This window comes from Gordonia sp. p3-SID1431 (assembly GCF_025143765.1).
In the GTDB taxonomy this organism is placed as follows: domain Bacteria; phylum Actinomycetota; class Actinomycetes; order Mycobacteriales; family Mycobacteriaceae; genus Gordonia; species Gordonia hongkongensis.
This window is the reverse complement of record NZ_JAMBDT010000003.1, coordinates 65,656-88,339: the sequence shown is the minus strand read 5'-3', so window position 1 is coordinate 88,339 and position 22,684 is coordinate 65,656. Positions and strand designations below refer to the sequence as shown.

At 66.2% G+C, this 22,684-nt stretch carries 20 protein-coding genes; 17 read left to right on the top strand and 3 right to left on the bottom strand.

Annotation, left to right across the window (positions count from 1 at the left end):
- Positions 1-12 precede the first annotated feature (12 nt).
- Positions 13-1,485, bottom strand: coding sequence for an FAD-binding protein (locus M4D77_RS01955; RefSeq protein ID WP_259935402.1), 1,473 nt, complete (start codon positions 1,483-1,485; stop codon positions 13-15).
- 140 nt (positions 1,486-1,625) lie between these two features.
- Here M4D77_RS01955 and M4D77_RS01950 point away from each other — a divergent pair, with 140 nt between their 5' ends.
- The 13 genes from M4D77_RS01950 (at position 1,626) to M4D77_RS01890 (ending at position 16,810) form a co-directional block, all read left to right on the top strand.
- Positions 1,626-3,209, top strand: a complete 1,584-nt coding sequence (locus tag M4D77_RS01950) for a molybdopterin-dependent oxidoreductase (protein ID WP_259935401.1) — start codon at positions 1,626-1,628, stop codon at positions 3,207-3,209.
- 355 nt (positions 3,210-3,564) lie between these two features.
- Positions 3,565-4,653, top strand: coding sequence for a Re/Si-specific NAD(P)(+) transhydrogenase subunit alpha (locus tag M4D77_RS01945; protein WP_259935400.1), 1,089 nt, complete (start codon positions 3,565-3,567; stop codon positions 4,651-4,653).
- Positions 4,653-4,958 carry an NAD(P) transhydrogenase subunit alpha gene (locus tag M4D77_RS01940; protein ID WP_058253806.1) on the top strand — a complete coding sequence of 102 codons (306 nt, stop codon included), beginning with the start codon at positions 4,653-4,655 and terminating at the stop codon, positions 4,956-4,958. The genes M4D77_RS01945 and M4D77_RS01940 overlap by 1 nt, the downstream gene beginning before the upstream one ends.
- A gap of 20 nt (positions 4,959-4,978) precedes the next feature.
- Positions 4,979-6,505 carry an NAD(P)(+) transhydrogenase (Re/Si-specific) subunit beta gene (locus tag M4D77_RS01935; protein WP_247450558.1) on the top strand — a complete coding sequence of 509 codons (1,527 nt, stop codon included), beginning with the start codon at positions 4,979-4,981 and terminating at the stop codon, positions 6,503-6,505.
- Positions 6,506-6,627: 122 nt separating this feature from the next.
- Positions 6,628-7,203, top strand: a complete 576-nt coding sequence (locus tag M4D77_RS01930) for an ABATE domain-containing protein (protein ID WP_259935399.1) — start codon at positions 6,628-6,630, stop codon at positions 7,201-7,203.
- Positions 7,204-7,517: 314 nt separating this feature from the next.
- The gene (locus M4D77_RS01925) at positions 7,518-8,903 is read left to right on the top strand and encodes an MFS transporter (RefSeq protein WP_259935398.1); all 1,386 of its coding nucleotides are present in this window, start codon (positions 7,518-7,520) and stop codon (positions 8,901-8,903) included.
- 32 nt (positions 8,904-8,935) lie between these two features.
- Positions 8,936-9,406: a DinB family protein gene (locus M4D77_RS01920; protein WP_259935397.1), complete on the top strand. Its 471-nt coding sequence runs from the start codon at positions 8,936-8,938 to the stop codon at positions 9,404-9,406.
- 6 nt (positions 9,407-9,412) lie between these two features.
- On the top strand, positions 9,413-10,603 hold the full coding sequence (locus M4D77_RS01915; protein ID WP_259935396.1) for a MalY/PatB family protein: 1,191 nt from the start codon (positions 9,413-9,415) through the stop codon (positions 10,601-10,603).
- A gap of 96 nt (positions 10,604-10,699) precedes the next feature.
- The gene (locus M4D77_RS01910; protein ID WP_259935395.1) at positions 10,700-11,134 is read left to right on the top strand and encodes a nitroreductase family deazaflavin-dependent oxidoreductase; all 435 of its coding nucleotides are present in this window, start codon (positions 10,700-10,702) and stop codon (positions 11,132-11,134) included.
- A 218-nt stretch (positions 11,135-11,352) separates the two neighbouring features.
- Positions 11,353-12,744 carry an HNH endonuclease signature motif containing protein gene (locus M4D77_RS01905; RefSeq protein ID WP_259935394.1) on the top strand — a complete coding sequence of 464 codons (1,392 nt, stop codon included), beginning with the start codon at positions 11,353-11,355 and terminating at the stop codon, positions 12,742-12,744.
- A 117-nt stretch (positions 12,745-12,861) separates the two neighbouring features.
- A complete protein-coding gene (locus M4D77_RS01900; protein WP_259935393.1) occupies positions 12,862-13,320 on the top strand; it encodes a DoxX family protein in 459 nt (152 codons plus the stop codon).
- Positions 13,321-13,417: 97 nt separating this feature from the next.
- Positions 13,418-14,425 (top strand): YdcF family protein, encoded by a 1,008-nt coding sequence (locus M4D77_RS01895; protein WP_259935392.1) that lies wholly within the window; start codon positions 13,418-13,420, stop codon positions 14,423-14,425.
- Between the two features lie 135 nt (positions 14,426-14,560).
- A complete protein-coding gene (locus M4D77_RS01890; protein WP_259935391.1) occupies positions 14,561-16,810 on the top strand; it encodes a bifunctional SulP family inorganic anion transporter/carbonic anhydrase in 2,250 nt (749 codons plus the stop codon).
- A gap of 67 nt (positions 16,811-16,877) precedes the next feature.
- Here M4D77_RS01890 and M4D77_RS01885 read toward each other — a convergent pair whose 3' ends face one another.
- Complete coding sequence (locus M4D77_RS01885) at positions 16,878-17,453, bottom strand: TetR/AcrR family transcriptional regulator (protein WP_259935390.1); 576 nt, start codon at positions 17,451-17,453, stop codon at positions 16,878-16,880.
- Positions 17,454-17,531: 78 nt separating this feature from the next.
- Between M4D77_RS01885 and M4D77_RS01880 the strand changes: the two genes are divergently transcribed.
- Positions 17,532-18,356 carry an alpha/beta fold hydrolase gene (locus tag M4D77_RS01880; protein ID WP_259935389.1) on the top strand — a complete coding sequence of 275 codons (825 nt, stop codon included), beginning with the start codon at positions 17,532-17,534 and terminating at the stop codon, positions 18,354-18,356.
- A 120-nt stretch (positions 18,357-18,476) separates the two neighbouring features.
- Here the strand turns inward: M4D77_RS01880 and M4D77_RS01875 are convergent, their stop codons facing one another.
- Entirely contained in the window at positions 18,477-19,229 is a 753-nt protein-coding gene (locus tag M4D77_RS01875; RefSeq protein ID WP_165629405.1) for a metallophosphoesterase, read from the bottom strand.
- A gap of 358 nt (positions 19,230-19,587) precedes the next feature.
- Between M4D77_RS01875 and M4D77_RS01870 the strand changes: the two genes are divergently transcribed.
- From M4D77_RS01870 to M4D77_RS01860, 3 genes are read left to right on the top strand one after another with little or no spacing between them, the layout of a single operon-like run.
- Complete coding sequence (locus M4D77_RS01870) at positions 19,588-20,088, top strand: MarR family winged helix-turn-helix transcriptional regulator (protein WP_058252302.1); 501 nt, start codon at positions 19,588-19,590, stop codon at positions 20,086-20,088.
- Positions 20,085-21,788, top strand: coding sequence for an MDR family MFS transporter (locus M4D77_RS01865; RefSeq protein ID WP_065630276.1), 1,704 nt, complete (start codon positions 20,085-20,087; stop codon positions 21,786-21,788). Before M4D77_RS01870 ends, M4D77_RS01865 begins: the two co-directional genes overlap by 4 nt.
- The gene (locus M4D77_RS01860; protein ID WP_159371635.1) at positions 21,785-22,654 is read left to right on the top strand and encodes a DUF998 domain-containing protein; all 870 of its coding nucleotides are present in this window, start codon (positions 21,785-21,787) and stop codon (positions 22,652-22,654) included. The genes M4D77_RS01865 and M4D77_RS01860 overlap by 4 nt, the downstream gene beginning before the upstream one ends.
- The last annotated feature ends 30 nt before the right edge of the window (positions 22,655-22,684 follow it).

Genomic DNA, 22,684 nt, shown 5'->3' with positions numbered 1-22,684 from the left:
GGTGCCCGACCGTCAGGCGCTGGTGGCGACCCGTGCCGCCGCGTGCCGCCCCGCGCGCCGGCCGAAGTAGGAGCCCTCGCCCAATTGCGTTCCGCTGCAGTATCCCTTGCAGTCCTGCGCGATGTTGGTGGCACTGGCCCCGGCGGCGTAGAGCCCGCGGATGACGGTGCCCGACTCGTCGAGCACCTCACCGTCGAGTGACGTCGCCATACCGCCCATGGTGAACCCGGCGTACATGGCCTTGCCGAGCGACAGGTCGTATGCCGCCCACGGTCCGGTGTCCTGGGGCTCGAGGAACTCGGGTGCCTTGTGGAAGTCGGGGTCTTCCTTCTTCGCTGCGTTCTCGTTGTAGCGGGCCATGGTCGCCTGCAGCTTGCCGTCGGGGATGCCGAGGTCCCGCTCCATCTCCTCGATGGTCTCCCAGCCGTCGATCAACGGGACCAGGTAGTTCTGCTTCTCGTTCATGTGCGACTCGTTGACGATGAGGTAAGCCACCGAATCAGGTTGCTCGAGAACGAATCCCGATGTCCGCGCATGGTAGGAGTCCTCGGTGACGAACCGCTCGCCGAATTTGTTCACGATGACGCCCATGACCATGCTGGCGGGCGGGTAGATCGGCGCGGTGATGAACGCCTTGTCCATGTATTTCAGTGCGGCGCCGACCGATCGGCCCATGCGCAGGCCGAGGCCGTCGTCGTAGGTGTTGCCGAGCACGAACGGCTTCTCGGCGAGATGCGGGGTGTGTTCGGCGACCATGTCGGGGTTCATCACGAAACCGCCGGCGGCGATGATCACCGAGTCCGCGCGGATGACGCCCTCGGCGTCGGGCGTCTTCCACGTCACGCCGACGACCGCACCCTGCTCGTCGACGACCAACTGGCGGGCGCCGGTCTCATACCGGACCTCGGCACCCAGCTCATCGAGGCGGGTGACGAGCAGATCGATGACCAGCTTCGCGCCCCCGGTCTCCCCGGGGACCGGGACCTTGTGGCCGCGCGGTGCGGGGACGGCCTGGTTCTTGAACGGCCAGACCTTCTCGTTGCCGGTGAACATCAGTCCCTCGGTGCCGGGCTGGATCACGGCCTTCTCCGGATAGAAGCTGCGCTCGAAGGTGAAGCCGAGCCCTTCGAGCCAGTTGAAGTGATCGACGCTGTCGACGCAGTAGGCGTGGATCTTGTCGGCCTCGGGTTCGATCGACACGGCGGTGAGGTACTTCTCCATCTCTTCGACGGAGTCGTCCTGGCCCGTGGCCTGCTGTACTGCGGTCCCGCCGCCGAGGTAGAAGAACCCACCGGAGAGCGAGGTGGTGCCGCCGGGCGCGGCGGCGCGCTCGAGCAACAGCACACGCGCGCCGTTGGCAGCGGCCTCGGCGGCGGCGCATCCGCCGGCGATGCCGAATCCGATCACGACGACGTCGACCTCGTCGGAGAACTCGCTCACCGAATCGAGTGCGACGGTCTCGGGGATCTCGGTGCTGGTAGCCATGCCGCTCAGATTAGCGGACAAACTAGAACCTGTTCTAGTCTTGGTAACGATTCGTCGACGGGGTGCCGTCGGTGGTCACCGCCCGGTCTCGGACGATCCGGCGCACGGCATATTCACAGGGTTCTCCGGTACCAAGGGATATGGCCTCCATCACGACGCGTCACGCATCCTCGCCGGCTCCTGCGCTGGCGGGCGTGGTCGCCGTCGGCGCGGCTCTCGCCGCGGGCGAACTGGCCGCCGTCCCGATCTCGCCCGACGCCTCCCCGTACTTCGCGGTCGGATCGTCGGTCGTCGACCATTCGCCCGAGGCCGTACGCAAGTGGGCCATCGAGACGTTCGGCGTCAACGACAAGCTCGCACTGTTCATCGGGATGGGCATCATCATCGCGGTACTCGCGGCGGCATGCGGATACCTCGAACGACGACGACCTCCGCTCGGCTCGGTGATCATCGGAGCCTTCGGGGTGGTCGGGATGCTGGCCGCACTCAACCGTCCCGATGCCGGTTGGACGCACGCACTGCCGTCGATCATCGCCGGCGTCGTCGGGATCGTCGTGCTGCGTGTCCTCATCGCGCAGCTACGTCCCAAGGGGGCGGAGTCCCCCGAGGCGGATCCCGACGCCGCGGGCGACGAGCCCACATCGGCTGTGCGGTCGGGTTTCTCGCGCCGCTTCGTGCTCACCGCCGGCGGTGTCGCGGCCGCCGCGGTGGTCGTCGGTGTCGTGGCCCGGCGAGTGCTCGCCGACACTGCGGGCGTCGTCGCCGACCGTGCCCGAGTGCTGTTGCCGCGTGCGGCGAGCCAGGCGCCGCCGATCCCGGCCGGTGCGCAGCTCGAGCTCTCGGGTGCAACCCCGTTCATGACCAGCAACGCCGACTTCTACCGCATCGACACCGCGTTGCAGGTTCCGACGCTCACGACCGACGAGTGGCGACTGCGGATTCACGGGGACGTCGACCGCGAGGTGACCCTGTCCTGGGACGACCTGCTCGCCATGCCGATGACCGAGCGGATCGTGACGCTCGCCTGCGTGTCGAACGAGGTCGGTGGCGACCTCGTCGGCAACGCCAAGTGGCTGGGGGTGCCGATGCGCGAGGTCCTCGATCTCGCCGGGGTGAGACCCGGGTCGGACATGTTGCTGTCCACGAGTGTGGACGGATGGACTTGCGGCACACCGATTTCGGCGGTGACCGATGGGCGCGACGCGCTTCTCGCCGTCGGGATGAACGGCTCGCCGCTTCCCCTCGAGCACGGATACCCGGTCCGGCAGGTGGTGCCGGGACTGTACGGGTACGTCTCGGCGACCAAATGGGTCATCGACTGGGAGATCACGCGGTTCTCCGAGGCCAAGGCCTACTGGACGACACGCGGGTGGTCGGCGCTCGGCCCGATCAAGATGGCGTCGCGCTTCGACCGTCCTGCCGATGGCACCGAGCATCCGGCCGGGGAGGTCGTCGTGGCCGGCACCGCATGGGCCCAGCACACGGGCGTCGAGCGCGTCGAGGTGCGCGTCGACCAGGGGCCATGGCAACCCGCGGAGTTGACGACGGAGTACAGCATCGACACGTGGCGGCAATGGCGGTTCGCCTGGCAGGCGACCAAGGGCAACCACACCCTGGAGTGCCGGGCGATCGACAAGCAGGGCAAGCCGCAGATCGAGCGCTATCAGGCACCGGCACCCGACGGCGCGAGCGGACTCGACGACCGCACCTACACCATCGTCTGAGGCGGTGCGAAGCCCGAGCCCGGAATGCCTTGGCAGGCCAGCGGGACGACACCTGTGCAGACATGTGTCCAGAAATAGCGAAAACCGCAGCGTCAAGGGTTGAGTGAGGTATCTGACTCACCTGAGCTGTCGCTGAGAGCGCATGTTATGTTCATCGCACCTTTATGTGAGCCGGGTGACAGCCATCCTGTCCCATCCGAGCACCTCGTGACCTGCGTCAGGTCGTCCGCTGCGCCCACACATGGCGGAGCTGCACGATGTGGAGGCAGGTCACCTCGTTGACAAAGACGCGCCGAGTCCTGGCGCGCTGAACCGCGGCGCCGCTCGATGGCGCCGGATCAGACAGGTGAGATAGATGACAGTGGGTGTCGTGCGCGAGACGGCCGAGGGAGAGCGCCGGGTGGCGCTGGTCCCGAAGGTCGTCGCCGCGCTGGTGGGCAAGGGTGTGCCCGTCGTGGTGGAGTCGGGGGCCGGTCTCGGCGCTCTGATCCCCGACGAGGCGTACACCGAGGCCGGTGCGACGATCGGCGATCCATATGGGTCCGATGTGGTCCTGAGGGTGTCGCCGCCGTCGGATTCGGAGATCGCGAAGCTACGGAGCGGGCAGAAGCTGATCGGCTTTCTCGCGCCGCGCAACGCCGACAATCAGATCGCCACGTTGCGGGAAGCAGGCGTGGAGGCGTACGCGGTGGAAGCCATTCCGCGTATCTCGCGCGCCCAGGTGATGGACGCGCTGAGTTCGCAGGCGAACGTCGCCGGCTACAAGTCGGTCGTGGTGGCCGCGGATGTGTCCACGCGGTTCTTCCCGATGCTGACCACGGCGGCCGGCACGGTGAAGCCGGCGACGGTGCTGGTCCTGGGTGTCGGTGTGGCCGGGTTGCAGGCACTGGCCACGGCCAAGCGCCTTGGTGCGCGGACCACCGGCTACGACGTGCGTCCCGAGGTCGCCGAGCAGGTGCGTTCGGTCGGAGCGCAGTGGCTCGACCTGGGCATAGACGCCGCCGGTGAGGGCGGTTACGCCCGTGAGCTCACCGACGACGAGCGCGCGCAGCAGCAGCAGGCCCTCGAAGACGCCATCAAGGGTTTCGACGTGGTGATCACCACTGCGCTGGTGCCGGGTCGTCCGGCTCCGCGTCTGGTGACCGCGGCCGCGGTCGAGGGTATGAAGCCGGGCAGTGTCGTCGTCGACCTCGCCGGTGAGACCGGCGGTAACTGCGAGCTGACCGAGCCGGGTCAGACCGTCGTCAAACACGACGTCACCATCGCCGCTCCGCTGAACCTGCCGGCCACGATGCCCGAGCACGCCAGCGAGCTGTACTCGAAGAACCTGTTGGCGCTGATCGAGTTGATGCTCGACGACAACGGGTCCATCACACCGGATTTCGGCGACGAGGTCGTCGCGGCCGCGTGCGTCACCCGTACCGAGCAGGAGGTGTCTGCCTGATGTATGCCGGTCTTCTCGCGAATCTCGCGATCCTGGTGCTCGCCGGGTTCGTCGGTTTCGCCGTCATCTCCAAGGTCCCCAACACCCTGCACACCCCGTTGATGTCGGGCACCAACGCCATTCACGGCATCGTCGTGCTCGGTGCACTGGTCGTGCTGGGCAAGTTGCCCGCCGACGCCGGGTGGGGTGTGCGCATCATCGCGTTCGTCGCGCTGGTGTTCGGCACGCTCAACGTCATCGGTGGCTTCGCGGTCACCGACCGGATGCTGGGCATGTTCAAGGGTAAGAAAGAGGTGGCCAAGTGAACGGCTCCCCAGAGACTTCTGTGTCACAGCTGGTACTCGCGGCGGGTGCGCATACCCCGAGTGAGGGCGTCGGCTACCTGGTGACCGCGCTCTACATCGTTTCGTTCTCCCTGTTCATCTACGGCCTGATGGGTCTGACCGGGCCCAAGACCGCGGTGCGTGGCAACTGGATCGCCGCCGTGGGTATGGGTCTGGCGGTCGCCGCCACCCTGCTCTACGTGTGGAACGAGGGGGCGGTCGGTTCCGACGGTCACTCCACCGAGGGCGTGCCCACGATCAACTGGGTGCTCATCGCCGTTGGTCTGATTCTCGGTGTGGCGCTGGGTATCCCGCCCGCACTCAAGACCAAGATGACGGCCATGCCGCAGCTGGTGGCGCTGTTCAACGGCGTCGGCGGCGGTACCGTCGCGCTCATCGCGTGGGCCGAGTTCATCGAGACCTCCGGGTTCTCGTCGTTCCACAACGTCGAACCGGCCTCGCCGCTGGTGATTGGTTCGCTGATCGCCGCGATCATCGGGTCGGTCTCGTTCTGGGGATCGCTGGTGGCCTTCGCCAAGTTGCAGGAGATCATGCCCAAGGGGTTGGAGAAGACCTTCGTCTCCAACGCGAAGCTGTTTCAGGCCGCCAACATCGTGTTGCTGATCGTGGCGCTCGGGCTGGCGATCTACCTCGGTGTCGACGCCTCCAACGGTGGCGGCGCGAGTGTCTGGTGGATGGTCGGGGTCCTGGTCGCCGCGGGCGTGATGGGTCTGTTCGTGGTGTTCCCCATCGGTGGTGCGGACATGCCGGTGGTCATCTCGCTGCTCAATGCGATGACCGGTCTGTCGGCTGCGGCCGCGGGTATCGCGCTGGACAACACGGCGTTGATCGTGGCCGGCATGATCGTCGGCGCGTCGGGTTCGATCCTGACCAACCTCATGGCCAAGGCCATGAACCGGTCGATCCCCGCGATCGTGTTCGGTTCGTTCGGTGGCGGCGATGCCGCTGCCGCGGGCGGTCCGGGTGCGGCCGGCGGCACGGTCAAGGCGACCTCGGCTGCCGACGCCGCGATCCAGATGGCGTATGCCAACCAGGTCATCGTCGTCCCGGGTTACGGTCTGGCCGTGGCGCAGGCCCAGCACGCGGTCAAGGAGATGGCGAAGCTGTTGGAGGCCAAGGGTGTCGAGGTCAAGTACGCGATCCACCCGGTCGCCGGCCGCATGCCCGGTCACATGAACGTGCTGCTCGCCGAGGCCGATGTCGAGTACGACTCGATGAAGGAGATGGACGACATCAACGGCGAGTTCAGCCGGACCGACGTCGCCATCGTCATCGGCGCCAACGACGTCACCAACCCCGCGGCGCGCAATGATCCGAGCAGCCCGATCCATGGGATGCCGATCCTCAACGTCGACGAGGCGCGATCGACCATCGTGCTCAAGCGGTCGATGAGTTCGGGTTACGCCGGCATCGAGAACCCGCTGTTCTTCGCCGACGGCACCAGCATGCTCTTCGGCGACGCCAAGAAGAGCGTCGACAGCGTCATCGAGGAACTCAAGGCGCTCTAGCGTTTTCACGTTTCTCCCCGAGGCCCCGGCAACCGTTCTGGTTGCGGGGGCCTCGGCTGTTTCTCGGCGGGGAAACACCTCGATACGTTGAATCGAGCACCGTCACCTGTCAAGATGGTTATGTGTCGGGTTTTGTGTTCGTCAGCGGGCGGTCGAGCCTCGATTTCGCGGGTACGATGCTGTGGCGTCGAAGCATGCGTACCGAACTCCTCGGCGACTCCGGTGACCTGTCCCGGTGGTTCTCCGAAGCGGGACTCTTCGACCTGGTGGACGATCCGGACACCGTGGACATCGAGTACGCCCGACGGGTTCGTGAGGCGATCTACGACGTGGTGGTCGGTTGCCTCGGCTCCGGCGACGACACGTCCGTCGGCAGGATGAACTTCGATCCCGAGTCCGCTGCCGTGCTCAATTCTGCTGCCGCCACGCCTCTGCCCACTGTCACGCTGGACATCGACGGAATGGCGAAAGTGACAGGGACGACTCGTAATGGATTGAGTCTGCTCGCGCGGGACGCCATCGAGTTGCTCGCGTCCGCCGACCTCGCCAAGATGCGCGAGTGCTCGAACCCTGACTGCACCCGGTTGTTCGTGGACGTGTCGCGCGGCGGCTCACGGCGGTGGTGTGGCATGGCCGAATGCGGCAATCGCAAGAAGGCGGCGGATTATCGACGCCGCCACAAGGAACTCTCCACCTGAATCCTCTCCGCGAGGAAGTTCTACCGTTACTCGGTCGATCATCGCCGGTGCCGGGTCCTCACGATTCTGCGCCCCGGACGGTCGTCGGGCGCGGGTGGCCGCGCATCCGTGTTACGGCGTCATGACGGCTCTAAAACGACGGAAATACCTGGTAGTGCCGCGTATCCGAATTTGAGTAACCCCCTTGACAGGTGACGAATCGAAGGTACACACTCGGTGCAATCCGTAACCGGTTAAGCCGGTGACGGAGTCCCGGGAAGTCATCTACGGTGCGCCGCTGCGCCGTCTCCTTCTGTCGAGAGAGACCAACTCCATTGACGAAACCACCACTCGCGGCCTCGACGACCGCGCCCACGACCCTCACCCCAGCCGAAGTCGCCGGTCGTCTGGAGCGACTGCCCTGGTCGCCCGTGCAGCGAAACCTGTTCCTGGTCATCGCAACTGCGTGGTTCTTTGATTCCATCGACCTGGGGGCGATGACCTTCTTGCTCTCACCCATCAGCGACCACTTCGATCTCAGCCCGGCGCAGACCGGCGTACTGGGGAGTGCGAGTTTCGCCGGGATGTTCTTCGGTGCCATCGGCGCAGGAGCGCTGGCCGACCGGTTCGGTCGCCTGCGTGTCTTCAAGTGCAGCATCGTGATCTGGGGGCTCGCCAGCGTCGGCCTCTACTTCGCTTGGTCGTACGAATCGATGCTGGCCTTCCGGTTCGTGCTGGGAATCGGTATGGGGGCTGAATTCCCGGTCGCTGCAGCAATTCTCGCCGAGTTCATGCCGTCGTCGAAACGTGGCCGGTATGCGGCCCTGCTGGAGGGGGCGTGGCCGCTCGGATTCATCTCTGCCGGCGCGCTCTCCTATCTCCTGGTCGCCTCGCAATTCGGCTGGCGGGGCTTCTTTTTCATGCAGGCCGGGCTCGCCGTGATCGCGTTGATCGTCCGCAGGAACTTGCCTGAGTCACCGCGGTGGCAGATCGCCAGGGGTCATGAGGCGGACGCCGAACGAACGCTCAGCGCCTTCGAGCAGCGGGTGCAGAAGGCCACCGCCGAACCACTTCCCGACTACACGCCGATTCCGGACGCCGGACCCGGCACGGCGCGTGGCGGGTTGCGAGCGCTTCTCGACGTCCGCAACCGAGCACGCACCTTGACCGTGTGGGCGGTGTGGTTCTGCCTGATGACCGGTTACTACGGGTTGACCACGTGGATCGGTAAGCTCCTCACCGACAGCGGTCTGGATGTCGCGAAGAGCATCGGATTCGTTCTGGCCATGGCGCTCTGGGGAATTCCCGGGTTCCTGTCCGCCGCCTATCTCATCGAGCGTCTCGGGCGTCGATACTGCCTGGCGGGATACACCGTAGGTTCCGGAATCGCCGCCTTCTTCTACGGCCAGAGCTCGGGCACCGTCGAGCTCATCGTTGCCGGCTCCTTCCTGCAGTTCTTCTTCTTCGGCATGTTCTCCTCCATTTTCGCCTACACGCCGGAGCTGTTCGCCACCAACAGCCGAGGCACCGGCGTCGGATCAGCCACGGCAATGGGTCGCCTCGGCTCCGTGTTCGGTCCGCTCGCCGTCCCGGCACTGCTCGGCTTCGGCGGAACCGGACTCGTATTCACGACCAGTGCGGTGCTTTTCGCCATCGGCGCGGGCGTCGTCCTGACCATGCTGCCCGAGACGAAGAACGCCGTACTCGAGCAGATCGACTGATCCTCACCACACGAATCACAGAAAGTCATCAGATGAACACCGAGGAATACCTGTACTTCGTGCATCGCGCCTTCGCGGGGATGCTCGACGCGCTCGGCGAGATCGGCGACGACCAGGCCAATCAGGCACCGCCCCTCTCCGGGGCGAACCCGCCGTGGGCCATCGCATTCCACTGCACCGAGGTCGCCGAGTACTGGATCGGGCACCTCATCGCCGGCCGACCCAGTGATCGCAACCGAACGGCCGAGTTCACGGCAAGCGGATCGATCGACGACCTCCGACGGCGGATCGCCGCACTGGAGGACCGACTGAACGGTGACCTTGCAGGCTTCGATCCTGATGCGCCGCTGCGGAACACCCCGCCGAGCGACTACGAGGGTCCGGCTCGTCCACTGTCGCCGATCGGTGTGCTGCTGCACGTGCTGGAGGAACTCGCTCAGCATCACGGGCAGATCGAACTGTCTCGCGACGCGCTGACGGCCCTGGCCGCAGGACGGCGGTGATCGGCCATGCCCATGAGCAGCCGGACTCGTTCGGCGCATCCAGGTTTCGATGACCTCGAAGTCACTCGACTCCGCCGGCGGCCGGGCGTCAAATGGTCTCGTGCGAGCGCCGACGGGACTATTCCGGCATGGGTCGCCGACATGGACTTCCCCATCGCACCGCCGATTCGCGACGCGCTCGTCGAGTCGATCGAGAAGGGGGATCTCGGATACCCCGACTGGCTGGGTGGGACACCACTCCGTAAAGCGTTCGCCCGGCGAATGGCCGACCGATACGGATGGGTCGTCGACCCCGCGCGGGTGCGCGAGCAGACCGACCTCATCCAGGCATTGCAGTTGCTCCTCAGGCTGAGTGCCGGTCCGGGCGACGCGGTGGCGATCCAGACTCCGAACTATCCTCCCTTCCTCGCGACGCTGGCGAGGATGGGACTGCAGACTGTCGACGTGCCTTTTCGCCGAACGTCGTCGGGATGGTGTCTGGACTTCGACGAGTTCGAGCGGGCGCTCGAGCGTCGACGGCCGAAGGCGCTCGTTCTCGTGAATCCGCACAACCCCACCGGTCGGGTGCACTCCCGGGCGGAACTGACCCGAATCGCGGAACTGGCGGAGAGGTTCGACCTCCTGGTCATCAGTGACGAGATCCACGCAGACCTCGTGTATCACCCGCACGGCCACATTCCCTTCGGATCGCTCGGCGATGAGGTGGCCGCGCGGACGGTGACGATCACCTCGGCGGGCAAGGCATTCAATCTGGCCGGGTTGCGCTGCGCAGTCGTCCACTACGGGTCGTCGGAGCTCTTAGGCCGCCGCGACGCGGAGCCGCCGGATCTCTACGGGACGGTGTCGGTGCCGGGGGTGGTCGGGCATGTCGCGGCGTGGGAGAAGGCATCGGACTGGCACTCCGACCTCATCCGTGTGCTGGATCGTAACCGGAGGCGGGTACACGAATTTCTTGTCGGCGAAGTTCCCGAGGCCGTGCATCACCTTCCCGAAGCCACATACCTGAGCTGGGTGGACGTTTCGGCGTATGGGCTCGACGATCCGGTGGACACGATCCGTCGCCGCGGTCGCGTTCTCGTCGACGGCGGCCGCGGATTCGGTGAATCGAGTGCGGAGTATGTGCGGATCAACTTCGCCACCTCGGAGTCGATTCTCGAACAGATCCTGGAAGGAGTAGCTGTCGGACTCATCCGGTGACTCTCGTCGAGATGAGGACCGGTCAGGAATCGAGAAGCCGCCGGCTGCGCCATCACCGTACTGTCGGTGCATCGCCTGATCTCAACGGAGGAAAGCATGTCTCTGTCACTTCGGTCCCTGTCGCTCTGGTACCAGCGAAGGACCAACGAGCGCACCGTCGCCCGCATCCGCAAGAAGTCCGGATCGATGTGGGGGATGGAGATGCTCATCCTGCGCACGACCGGTCGACGCTCAGGTCTCGCGCGCGAGACACCACTCAGCTGGTTTCCCGACGGCGACGACTGGCTGGTCGTCGCATCGGGTGGCGGCAAGCGGAATCCGGACTGGTTCGCCAACCTGACCGCCCATCCCGATGGCGTGTCGGTCGAGCGGAACGGGGAGGCCCCGGTGCCGGTGACGCCGGTCGTCCTCGGCGCGGACGAACGCAGCACGGCGTGGAAGCGGGTTGTCGAGGCGCAACCCCGATACGCCAAGTACCAGAAGAAGTCCTCGCGCGAGTATCCGCTCGTGAGGCTCGTCGCGCGTTCGTGATCGGTGGTCCGAAACGGGGGCGGTAGGAGCTGGGCGCGACGGCAGGTGGCGCGGTTGATGAGGTGACTCGAGAGTGTTCCGCGGAACACTCTCGACCTCAGGTTGAGTCCCCGTGAAATTGTCGGTGCCGGACGATACCTTGTTCCTGTACTTCTCGATCGGTTCAGGAGGTTGCTGTGGGGGTCAGTGCTTTTCGTTCTGCTGGGGATGTGTCGTCGATGTTCGATGGTGCGGATCCGGCGTCGTTGTCGGATGAGGTTCTCGAGGCGCGGGTGCTGGGGTATGCGGCTCAGATCACGGCGCTGACAGCGGACTTCCTTGACCTGGTGGCAGAACTGGATGAGCGGGAGTCGTGGCGGGGGCCGGGGATTCACTCGCTGGCGCACTGGTTGTCGTGGAAGGCCGGCATTGCACCGCGAACGGCGCATGAGCAGTTGAGGGTCGCCAAGGCGCTACGGGAATTGCCGATGATCCGCACGGCGTTTCGCGAAGGTCGGCTGTCGTATTCGAAGGTCCGCGCCCTGACACGGGTGGCTACGCCGGAGCGGGAGCAGGAGTTGGTGAATCTGGCGTTGTCGTGCACGGCGAGTCAGTTGGATCGGGCGGTGCGGGCGATGGCCCGGATCGACCGTAACCGTGGTGTCGAGGAGGAAAGCCGGCCGCCGGTGGAGTCGTCGGGTCGGTGGAAGTGGAACGATGACGGGTCGTTGTCGGTGTCGTTGCGGTTGAGTCCGTTGGATGGTGCGCGGTTCCTCGCTGGGTCGGTGCGGGCGGAATACGAACGGACCCGGACCAGCGACGACCCGGATCTACCGACCGTCGAGAGCGTTCCGCGGAACACTGAATCCGGTTCAGAAGCACAGGATTCGGAGGTGGTTCCGTCGCGGCGTCGGGATCTGTGGCGGCAGGTGCCGTCGAATGTGGCGCCGGCGGTGGTGGCGATGGCAGACATGGTGCATGACGGGATGGCGATGCCCGATCTTGCGCCGGGTGCGGAGATCCTGATCCATGCTGGTGAGGGGGTGGAGTCGGCTCATCTCGATGGTGGGCCGGCCCTGTCGGAGGTTGAGGTGGCCGAAGCTCGGTGTGGGGCGTCGACGCGGGAGGTGGTGAGCCGCGGGGTGCCTGGGCGGCCGGGGAAGTTGGCGTTGTTGGGGGTGGGTCGTCGGAAGCGGGCGCCGAACAAGGCGTTGGTGCGGGCGTTGTTCGTGCGGGATCGGTGTTGTCAGGTGCCGGGGTGTGGGCGGACGCGTCATCTGCATGCCCATCATGTGGTGTTCTGGTCGGCGGGTGGGCGGACCGATCCGGACAATCTGATCTTGTTGTGTGGGTCGTGTCATCGGTCGTTGCATCGGGGCGAGTTCGCGATCACCGCGCATGGGTTGCAGCGGTTCAGCTTTCATCGGCCGGACGGGACGGAGATCGAGGTGGCGCCACCGACGTCGAAACCGTCGGGGTGGCAACCAAACCCTGCAATAGGTATCGACGCGACGGTGCCGATCGGGGGTGGCCGGATGGATTTGGGTTACACCACCGAGGTGCTCTACGCCGTCTGGGAGTGGAAGGAAAGCAGGTCTTCTCGCGTCGACCTCGCGATGTCGGCGGCGTAGTCGTCGATCGTCGTCGCGCTACTTCTGACGCCAGAATGCGCGGCCCGCGATGAATTCTGACGAGCAGGCATGTCTATCCCTGCACAACACACTCGCACGAGCCGCCAGGAGAACATCATGAGCCGCAACAGCACCACCAAGGACGCCGCCGCCCCGACGACCACGAACCCCGCCTCCGATGAGGCGCAACCGATCCGCAGGAACTGGCGTCGCACAACGGGAATCGTCATCAGTGTGCTGGTCGGCGCCTTCTTGGTCTTCGACATCGTGATCAAGCTGACGCGTCCGCAGGAGGTGGTCGATTCCATGGCGAAACTCGGTTTCCCGATCGACCAGGCGCTTGTCATGGGTATCGTCCTGCTGGTCTGTCTCGTCGTGTTCGCCATCCCGCGCACCGCAGTCCTCGGCGCCCTGGGGATCACGGCTTACCTCGGAGGCGCGGTCACCGCCAACATGCGAATCGAGGCACCGCTGTTCGACACGGTCCTGTTCGCGGTCTACCTCGGCGTGCTGATGTGGATCGGTCTGGTCCTGCGCCGCCCCGAGTTGCTGAAGGTGGCCGGCCTGAAGCGCTGAGCTTCGCCGCTGCCCGGCCCCGCACCCGTTACCGATCTGGGATCGGACGGGTGCGGGGTCGTTGTGCACCTCTCGTACCGTTACGCGAGTGACTGGTGTGACCAGAGTGAAGCGCAGGAAACTGGCGGCGGCAGCGACGATCGCGGTCGCCGCCCTCGGCGGGGTGGCGGTCGGGACGTTGCCCGGACCGGACGCCTCGGTTGTGACGACGGCCTCCGCGATGGACCCGGCCGGCCTGTACAACAGCGCGCAGTCGAAGTTCGCCGGAGGTGATGTCGCGGGCGGACTCGAACTCCTGCAGCAGGTCCTCGCGGTGGCGCCGGCCGATACCGACGCGCTTGCACTCCAGGCGATCTGGTCGGACCAGGTCGACGACGTCGTGGCGGGGCGCTCGGCCCTGAACCGGTTGTCGATGATGAACCCGTCCCTGGCGACAACCGCCCGCAACATCATCTCGGGTGTGGCGACGGCGGCGCAGATCGTCCCCGACACCACTCCCAAGGCGGTGTCGGGACGCCCGGCGATCGTCGTGCTCGGGTACGGCCTGAACGCGAACGGAAAGATGGCGCCGGAGCTCGTCAATCGCGTCTCCGCGGCGAAGGCCCAGGCGGAACTGACCACCAACACGCCGATCGTCGTCACCGGAGGTGTCCCGAAGAAGGGCATCACCGAAGCAGCCGCGATGCGGACCTGGCTCGAGAACAACGGTGTCAGTGCGAACCGGATCCTCGTCGAGGACAAGTCCGGGTCTACGGTGGCCAATGCGCAGAACACCGCCGAGATCCTGCGCGCACAGGGAATCCGGGACATCGTGCTCGTCACGTCGCCCAACCACATCCGGCGCGGGGCGGCGGACTTCGGTGCCATGGGCCTGCGCGTCGTCGGGACACTCACCACCGCGACGGACCTGGAGAAGTACCGGACCCCGCTGGCCAAGGCGCAGCAGACCGGCATACGTGTGGAGGCCACCCGGACCGCGCGTATCCCGGCTACCCATGAGCCCGGGCTGCTGCCGCAGAACCTACCCGAGACCGGCCCCGGATTGATCCCGGAGATCGGTGGCCGGATCCTCCAAGAGCTTCTGAAGGCGGGATCGTCGGCCTGACGGGCCGATCTCCCCGCACCGGGCGGCGGAGTCCGGTGAAGTGAATCACAGTGTTGCGCTGCTGCCCTGCGGTTTCACAGCTTCCTGACGGCAGAGTTCATCTGGAGTCAACAAACCGTCGGTAAGTTCGGACATATGCGAACAAAGGGGAGTCGGGGCCCCCGAATTCGCGAGGTGGTGCGGTACGACCTACCGGCATCTCTCGTCGTTTTCCTTGTGGCCCTGCCATTGTCATTGGGCATCGCGATCGCATCGGATGCCCCCGTGCTCGCCGGTCTCATCGCCGCGGTCGTCGGCGGGATCGTCGCCGGTCTGATAGGCGGTAGCGCACTCCAGGTTTCAGGACCGGCCGCGGGCCTGACCGTGGTGGTCGCCGACATGGTCGCCAATTTCGGTTGGCGCGTCACATGTTTCATCACCGTCGGTGCGGGTCTGTTGCAGATCCTGTTCGGCCTGAGCCGGGTCGCAGGTGCCGCGCTGGCCATCGCTCCCGTGGTCGTCCACGCGATGCTCGCCGGGATCGGCATCACGATCGCGTTGCAACAGATCCACGTGCTCCTCGGCGGCAGCTCGGCCAGCAGTGCATGGGAGAACGTGACGTCGCTGCCGGCCGGGATCGCCGACATCGAGACGTCGGACGCGCTCGTGGGAGGCACCGTGATCGCGCTTCTCCTCATCTGGCCACTGATGCCCTCGGCGGTGCGCAAGGTGCCGGGACCGCTCGTCGCTATCGTCGGGGCGACGGCACTGACCATCGTCTTCGGCCTGGACGTCGAACGGATCAGTATCGACGGCAACTTCTTCGAAGCGATCACGCTTCCGGAGCTACCGGACAGGAGTTGGGGCGCAGTGCTTCTCGGAGTGTTGACGGTCGCCCTGATCGCGAGTGTCGAGTCCCTGCTGTCAGCGGTCGCGGTGGACAAGATGCACACCGGCCCACGCAGCGATCTCAACCGGGAGCTGCTCGGTCAGGGCAGTGCGAACATCACCTCCGGGATGCTCGGCGGGTTGCCCGTCACCGGAGTGATCGTGCGCAGCACCACCAACGTCAACTCCGGGGCGCGAACGTCGGCCTCGGCGGTGATGCACGGTGTGTGGGTGCTCGTCTTCGCGGCACTGCTCACCGGTCTCGTCGAACAGATCCCCATGGCCGCGCTGGCCGGCCTGCTGGTGGTCATCGGTATCCAGCTGGTCAAGCTGGCGCACATGAAGATCGCGCTGCGGACGGGCGACCTGTGGGTGTACGTCATCACGGTGCTCGCGGTCGTCTTCCTCAACCTGCTCGAAGGTGTCGCGATCGGTCTGGCAGTGGCGATCGGACTCGTCGTCTGGCGGGTGGTTCGCGCCGAGATCACCTCGGAGGCAGGCAGTACCGACGACAAGCGTCAGTGGACCGTACGTGTTCGCGGTTCGCTGAGCTTCCTGTCGCTGCCGAAACTGAACAAGGCGTTGTCACAGGTGCCGGACGGGGCGCACCTGACACTGGAACTCGACACCGACTTCCTCGATCACGCGGCGATGGAGATGCTCGAGGACTTCCGTTGGGCGCACGAGGCCGGCGGCGGCACGGTCCTCCTGGTGGAGAAGGGTCGCGCTCGGCTCGTCGACGCCCCTCGACGGCCACCGCGGCGCCACACGTCCGGATTCGCCGGTCTGACGCCGTGGCGTAACCGAACCGGGTCGGAGGCGTCCGCGTCCCCGGACCGTCCGGCCGCACTCAGATCCGTTCTCGGCGGCGTCGACGAGTACGAGAACGAGCACGCCGACGCCCTCCGCGCCATGCTCGCCGATGTCACCGAGTCTCAGGATCCCGACTCGTTCTTCGTGACGTGTGCCGATTCGCGATTGATGCCGAACATCATCACGACGAGCGGCCCGGGGGACCTCTTCACGGTGCGCAACGTGGGCAATCTGATACCGACCGACAGCGACGACGACGTATCCGTGGAGGCCGCACTCGAATTCGCCATCGGCGAGTTGGGTGTGTCGTCGATCGTGGTCTGCGGCCACTCGTCGTGCGGGGCCATGCATGCGCTGCTCGACAGCGAACAGGTCGATGTATCCGACCTCCCGGCCGGATCCGAGAGCACGCCGATCCAGCGATGGCTCAAGCACGCGATCCCCAGCCGGGTGGCCTTTCGGCACGGACACCCCGCCGGGCGCGCCGCGGCCGAGCTGGGACTGGCCGAGGTCGACCAGCTGGCCGTCGTGAACGTGGCCAAGCAGATCGAGACCCTGGCGCGGCACCCGCTCGTCGGGCGCGCCGCAGCAGAAGCGCGGCTACGCATCGTCGGTCTGTACTTCGACATCGCCACCGCGCGGGTCTACGAGGTCACCCAGCAGAGCATCGCACCGGTCGTCGAGGCGGCAGCCGCGCGACCGTGAACGCCGGTCGGAAAGGCGCCGTCCATGGACGAGTGTGGGCTGAGGCGCCGGTGTCGACGGTCTGTTGCTACAAGCCGGCGGCCGCCTGCACGGCCGCCTGCACGCCGTGCCCGGCGACGACGATCGGTTCGATGGAGCGCAGGGTGCGGCACAACACGAACGCACCTTCCAGCGCGGTCAGCGTGATCATCGCCAGCCGACGACGCTCCGGCTCGGCGACCTCGAGTTGTCCGAACCACGCCGCGAGACCGGTCAACCAGCTCTCGAAGACCTCGGCGGCCTCCAGCCTGAGGCGCTCGTTGGTACTCGCCACCTCGAGTGCGATGGTCTCGATGGAGCAGGCCTCGCTGTAGTCCTGCGACGCCAACAGTTTTCCGGCGTTCTCGAACAGCGTCGGGATGCCGGTCAGGGGGTCGGTCGTCTCCAGCTGGGCGCCGACGAACGCGCCGTAGCGCAACCCTTCGCGTCGGATGACCTCGACGCTTATCGCTTCCTTGCCGCCCGGGAAGTGATGGTAGATCGAACCGTAGGGAGCTTCAGCCGCCGCCGAGATCTGTTTGATGCCGGTGGCCGGCATACCCTGCCGCCGGTACAGCTCTGCGGCTGCCTCCAGGATCCGGTCGCGAGTAGCGGAATCTGCCATGACGTCTCCATTCCTTGCGCATCGTGCCGGTGTCAGCTTATCTTGCTTCTAAGTAGAACGATCTATCTAGGAGGCGGCGTGCCCACAGTCGACGTGCCGGCCGGCTCCATCTCCTACGAAGACACCGGCGGTCCCGGGCCGATCCTGGTACTCGGCCACGGGTTGCTGATGGACGGCCGGCAGTGGCGCAAGGTGATCCCGCTGCTTCCCGAATTCCGTTGCATCACACCGACGCTCCCGATGGGGGCGCACACGGAGCCGATGCACGCCGACGCGGACCTCACTGAGACGGGTGTGGCATCGATCCTTGCCGACTTTCTCGATGCCCTCGACCTCGATGACGTGACGCTAGTCCTGAACGACTGGGGCGGTGGTCAGTTCGTGATCTCCCAAGGCCGGGACAAGCGCGTTGGGAGGTTGGTGTTGGCGTCGTGCACGGCTTTCGACAACTATCCTCCCGAGCCGGCGCGTCCCGCGGCGGTGTTGTGCCGAGTGCCTGGCGGCGGGTGGATTCTCACCCGGATGCTGGGCACTCGATACTTCCGGCACAGCACGCGGGCGTATGGCGCGCTGACGAAGTCGGGGATTCCGGACTCGCTGTTCGACGAGTGGTTCCGCCCCGCTGTCGAAAACGCATCGATCAGAAGGGATCTGGTCAAATTCGCCACGGGCGCGCCCTCCCGCCGGAGGCTGCTCGAACTGTCGGACATGATGCGGCGGTTCGATCGCCCGGTGCTCGTGGTCTGGGCAAGGGAGGACCGGATGATGCCCCTTGAGCATGCGGACCGCCTCGTCGAGCTCTTCCCGAACGCATCCAAGGTCGTCGTCGACGATTCGTGGACTCTCATCCCGGAAGACCAGCCGGAGGCGATGGCCGACCTGCTGCGCGGGTTCGTCAGATGACGCGTCGTCGCCCCGCCGGTGGCGATACCGGTTGCGCGATGTTGCCGACGCTGTAGCTCGCCTGCCTCTCGATGCCGAGCGCCGAAGCGCAACGGCCGATTGCCGGCACCGTCCTGAATGTCAGAACATCACCGATCGGAAGTGGGTGACGAACCGCTCGTCGTCATAGAGATGGAACGCGATCCCCGGCGGCTGACCGCGGTTGACGACCTCCCGGCCTTCGAACGGCAGGTTCAGTGTCGACGACACACCCGGTGCGATGCACAGCGGGCGGTCGGCGAACGTGGTCACCGCCGGGGTGTGGGCGTGTCCACACAGGAACGCGACGATGTTCGGGTGCTGATCCACCAGGGCGGCGAGACGGCCCTCGTCACGCTGGCGGATCGAGTCCATGAACGGCATCAGCAGGTCGACCGGCGGATGGTGAAAGGCGATGAACACCGGTGTCGCCACGGACGTCGCGGTGAGCCGGTCCGACAGCCAGGAGATGGTCGCGTCGTCGAGACGACCGTCGTTGCGTCCGGGTATCGAGCTGTCGCACATCAGGAAGAGGACGTCGGAGCCGTCGCGCCCGCGCACCGTCCGCGCGTGATTGATCGGACCAGAGGTCTCGGTGCCGATCAGGGCCGCGCTGAACGGTTCCCGAACGTCGTGGTTGCCGGCGGTGATGAGCATCGGCAGCGGACTCTCGAGCACCCCGTACGCCTCGCGGTACTCGCTCGCGGCACCTTCATCGGCGATGTCGCCGGTGACCAGCAGGACGTCGATCCCGGCGGCGCGGGCGTTGATATAGCTCAACGTCGACTGGATACGGGCCCGATTGAACCGCGTCCCGTTGAAATGCAGGTCGCTGATGTGGGCGACAACGAACACGAAGAGCTCCTGTCACGGTTCCTGACTCCCACGAGGCTAACCGCAGGCAGGGCCCGACGACGCATCGCCTCAGGGCCGCGAGGCGCAACGCACTCCCATGACGTCGGTGTGGTTCAGCCCGCTCGGGTGCCGGCTCCCCTGTAACGCACAGCGGCCGGCGAGCGACATCGATGATGAGTCGCCGACCTGCCAACCCCCGACCTGGCAGGTCGGCGACCGTCTTTGTCTCCGTCGATGCAAGACCTCGGCGCTGTTTGCATTCTCCCGATTTCACGCGCACACTGGCGAGCGGTGTTAGTTGCGCTCTGCAACTAATTGCAAAGAGCAAGTAAAACTTCTCGGGTAGGCGGTGAGGACAGTGCTCGATCAACACGCGATCGACGACCTCTTCGAGACCCTTCTGCGCTTCGTCCGCATCCGCGAACGGGCGGTCCACACGACGTTCCGTACGCGTGAGGGCGAGTTCGAGGCCGCGGCGTTCAAGGCACTCTTCCCGCTCGCGCGACGGTCGATGCGATCGCGCGACCTCGCCGAGACGATGAATGCCGACCCGTCGACGGTGAGTCGGCATGTGGCTCAGCTCGTGGAGCACGGCCTGATCCGCCGCGAGGCGGACCCGGACGACGGGCGCGCCACCATGCTCGTCATCACCGCCGCCGGACGGGATCGCGTCGTGGCCATGCGCGAGATGCGTCGCGCCGCCATGGCCGATGTCATGGCCGACTGGACCGACGACGAACTCCACACCCTCGTGACACTTCTCGGGCGGTTCGTCGATGCCGCCGACGCAGCCCTGCACCCGGCGTGCCCGGACCGCAGCCCGGACACAGATGCGAATGACCCGAAAGGACGACAGTGACAGACTCTTCGGCCGCCGACACGGTGAACCACGACGAGGAGGTCGCCGGCGCCGGACTGACCCATCGCCAGATCCTGACCATCCTGGCCGGACTCATGCTGGGTATGTTCCTCGCCGCTCTCGACCAGACCATCGTGTCGACGGCGATCCGGACCATCGCTGACGATCTGCAAGGGTATGACCTGCAGGCCTGGGTGACCACGGCCTACCTCGTCACTGCGACGATCGTGACCCCCTTGTACGGCAAGCTGTCCGATCTCCACGGCCGGAAACCGTTCTTCCTGCTGGCGATCTCGATCTTCATCGTCGGTTCGCTGCTGTGCACGATCGCGTCGTCGATGTATCAACTCGCCGCGTTCCGCGCCTTCCAGGGGCTCGGCGCGGGCGGTCTGATGACGCTCGCACTGACGACCATCGGCGACATCGTCCCGCCGCGGGAACGCGCCAAATACCAGGGCTACTTCCTCGCCGTGTTCGGCACCTCCAGCGTCCTCGGCCCGGTCCTCGGCGGTCTGTTCGCCGGCCAGGAGACGATCCTCTGGGTGTCCGGTTGGCGTTGGGTGTTCCTGGTCAACGTGCCGATCGGACTCGTCGCGCTGTTCGTGGTCTACAAGGTGCTCAACTACGACCAGCAGAAGGGCGTCGGCGGGCGCACCGACTACTGGGGGGCGACGGCACTCGCCGTCGCCGTGGCTCCGCTGCTCATCGTCGCCGAACAGGGGCGCCAGTGGGGATGGACCTCCGGACTGTCGTTCCTCTGCTACGGGATCGGCGTCGCCGGCATCGCCGCGTTCATCTGGATCGAGCACCGCATGGGCGACGACGCCCTCATCCCGTTGCGCGTGTTCACCAACCGGGTGTTCAGCCAGGGCATCATCATCTCGGTCATCATCGGCGCCGTCATGTTCGGTGGAATCTCGATGCTGCCGCAGTACTTCCAGGTCCTCCGCGGATCGAGCCCCATGATCGCCGGCCTCCAGATGCTGCCGATGGTGCTCGGTCTGATGGCCGGTTCGATCCTGTCGGGCCAGCTGATCTCGCGCACCGGACGCTACAAGATCTTCACGATCATCGGCGCCGTGCTGATCACCGCGGGCACTTTCCTGCTGCACCTGGTGGGCACCGAGACGCCGCTCTACCTGGTCATGCTGATGGCCGCGCTCCTCGGCTTCGGGCTCGGCAACCTGATGCAGCCGATCACCCTGGCGATGCAGAACATCCTGCCGCCCAAGGACATGGGACTCTCCACCGGCACCGCCACCTTCTTCCGTCAGATCGGTGGAACGCTCGGTGTCGCGGTCTTCTTCTCGCTGTTGTTCTCCTTCATGGGGCCGAACATCAAGGACGAGATGGTCGCGGCGGCAGCCCAACCCGAATACCGGGCCGCGGTCGTAGAGGCCTCGCAGAGCAGCGACCCGCAGGTCAGCGCATTCGGGCACTCGCTCATCGCGGCCGCTCAGAATCCCGGCGCCGCAACCGGATCGTCGGACAGCGTCATGAGTGACACCTCGGTCATCGAGAAGCTGCCGGCCGACCTGGCCCAACCCATCAAGGAGGGGTTCGCCGACTCGATGGACCGGGTGTTCCTGGCGGTGTCGATCGTCGCGCTGCTCGCGATCATCGGAACGGTCACCTGGAAGGAACTCCCGCTGCGTCAGGGACGGCCGATCGGCGCACCGGAGTCGTCACCCGCGTCGTGAGGAGATCGCTCACGGGCATCCTGATCGCCGTTGCGGGCCTGTGCTATTCGTCGTGGGTCCTGGAGTTCGCGTGGGCGGACTCGCTGGACCCGATGCGCACGTTCCTCAGCGAGCTGGACGCCGCGAACCGTCCCCACCGCGACATCTACGTGGTCGGGGACGTGACCACCGGGGCCTGCGCACTCGTCGCGGCACTGCTGTTGCTCGTCCCGCGACCGCCTTTCCCCCGCTGGTTGAGCCGGCACCGAGCGGAGCGAGGCGCCGAGTCGAAGCCACCTGGTGACCTCGACAGGCTCGGCCAGCGGGAGGGGGACGCGACGTCGGTGTTCCGGGGTTGGACAGCGACCACCGCCGTTCTCGCACTGGCGGTGTTCGGCGCGGCGACCATCGCCGACGCCCTGCTCCCGATCGAGTGCATTCCGGGAGTCGACCCCGGGTGCCCGCGCGAACCGAGCGGACTGCTCCCGCAGCTGCATCACATCCACGCGCTCACCAGTACGGTCGCGGTGTTCGCCATCTTCACCGTCATGGTCGCCGCCGGCGTCTCGGCGGTACGCACCACACCGGACGGTCCCGTATGGCCGGTCCTCCGGTGGGTCGGGAACGCGGTGAGCGTCATCGTCGCGCTCGCCACGGTCTGGATGCTGTTGGCGGACAACCTGGTCGGCGACTACCGGCTCGGACTCGCCCAGCGCATCCAGGTCGGCGGCATGAGTGTGTGGATGGTGCTCTGGGGGTGGGCCGTGGTCGGTTCGCGGGGCGGGGATCGGACCCGGGAGCCGGAACACGTCGACGTTGCGCCGGGTGGGTTCACCGGCACGGAGTGGGGCGCCGTGAACGGCACGCGAGACCAGCAGCAGCGATAGTCTGACGTCGACGACGAGAGGATCGGGTGG

What these genes read in the sequence shown, in the direction of transcription:
- M4D77_RS01915 (WP_259935396.1), top strand. Translation starts at nt 9,413, where the DNA reads ATGCCCATGAGCAGCCGGACTCGTTCGGCGCATCCAGGTTTCGATGAC.
- M4D77_RS01950 (WP_259935401.1), top strand. Translation starts at nt 1,626, where the DNA reads ATGGCCTCCATCACGACGCGTCACGCATCCTCGCCGGCTCCTGCGCTG.
- M4D77_RS01885 (WP_259935390.1), bottom strand. Translation starts at nt 17,453, where the DNA reads ATGGCAGATTCCGCTACTCGCGACCGGATCCTGGAGGCAGCCGCAGAG.
- M4D77_RS01910 (WP_259935395.1), top strand. Translation starts at nt 10,700, where the DNA reads ATGTCTCTGTCACTTCGGTCCCTGTCGCTCTGGTACCAGCGAAGGACC.
- M4D77_RS01890 (WP_259935391.1), top strand. Translation starts at nt 14,561, where the DNA reads ATGCGAACAAAGGGGAGTCGGGGCCCCCGAATTCGCGAGGTGGTGCGG.
- M4D77_RS01905 (WP_259935394.1), top strand. Translation starts at nt 11,353, where the DNA reads ATGTTCGATGGTGCGGATCCGGCGTCGTTGTCGGATGAGGTTCTCGAG.
- M4D77_RS01945 (WP_259935400.1), top strand. Translation starts at nt 3,565, where the DNA reads ATGACAGTGGGTGTCGTGCGCGAGACGGCCGAGGGAGAGCGCCGGGTG.
- M4D77_RS01955 (WP_259935402.1), bottom strand. Translation starts at nt 1,485, where the DNA reads ATGGCTACCAGCACCGAGATCCCCGAGACCGTCGCACTCGATTCGGTG.
- M4D77_RS01900 (WP_259935393.1), top strand. Translation starts at nt 12,862, where the DNA reads ATGAGCCGCAACAGCACCACCAAGGACGCCGCCGCCCCGACGACCACG.
- M4D77_RS01940 (WP_058253806.1), top strand. Translation starts at nt 4,653, where the DNA reads ATGTATGCCGGTCTTCTCGCGAATCTCGCGATCCTGGTGCTCGCCGGG.
- M4D77_RS01920 (WP_259935397.1), top strand. Translation starts at nt 8,936, where the DNA reads ATGAACACCGAGGAATACCTGTACTTCGTGCATCGCGCCTTCGCGGGG.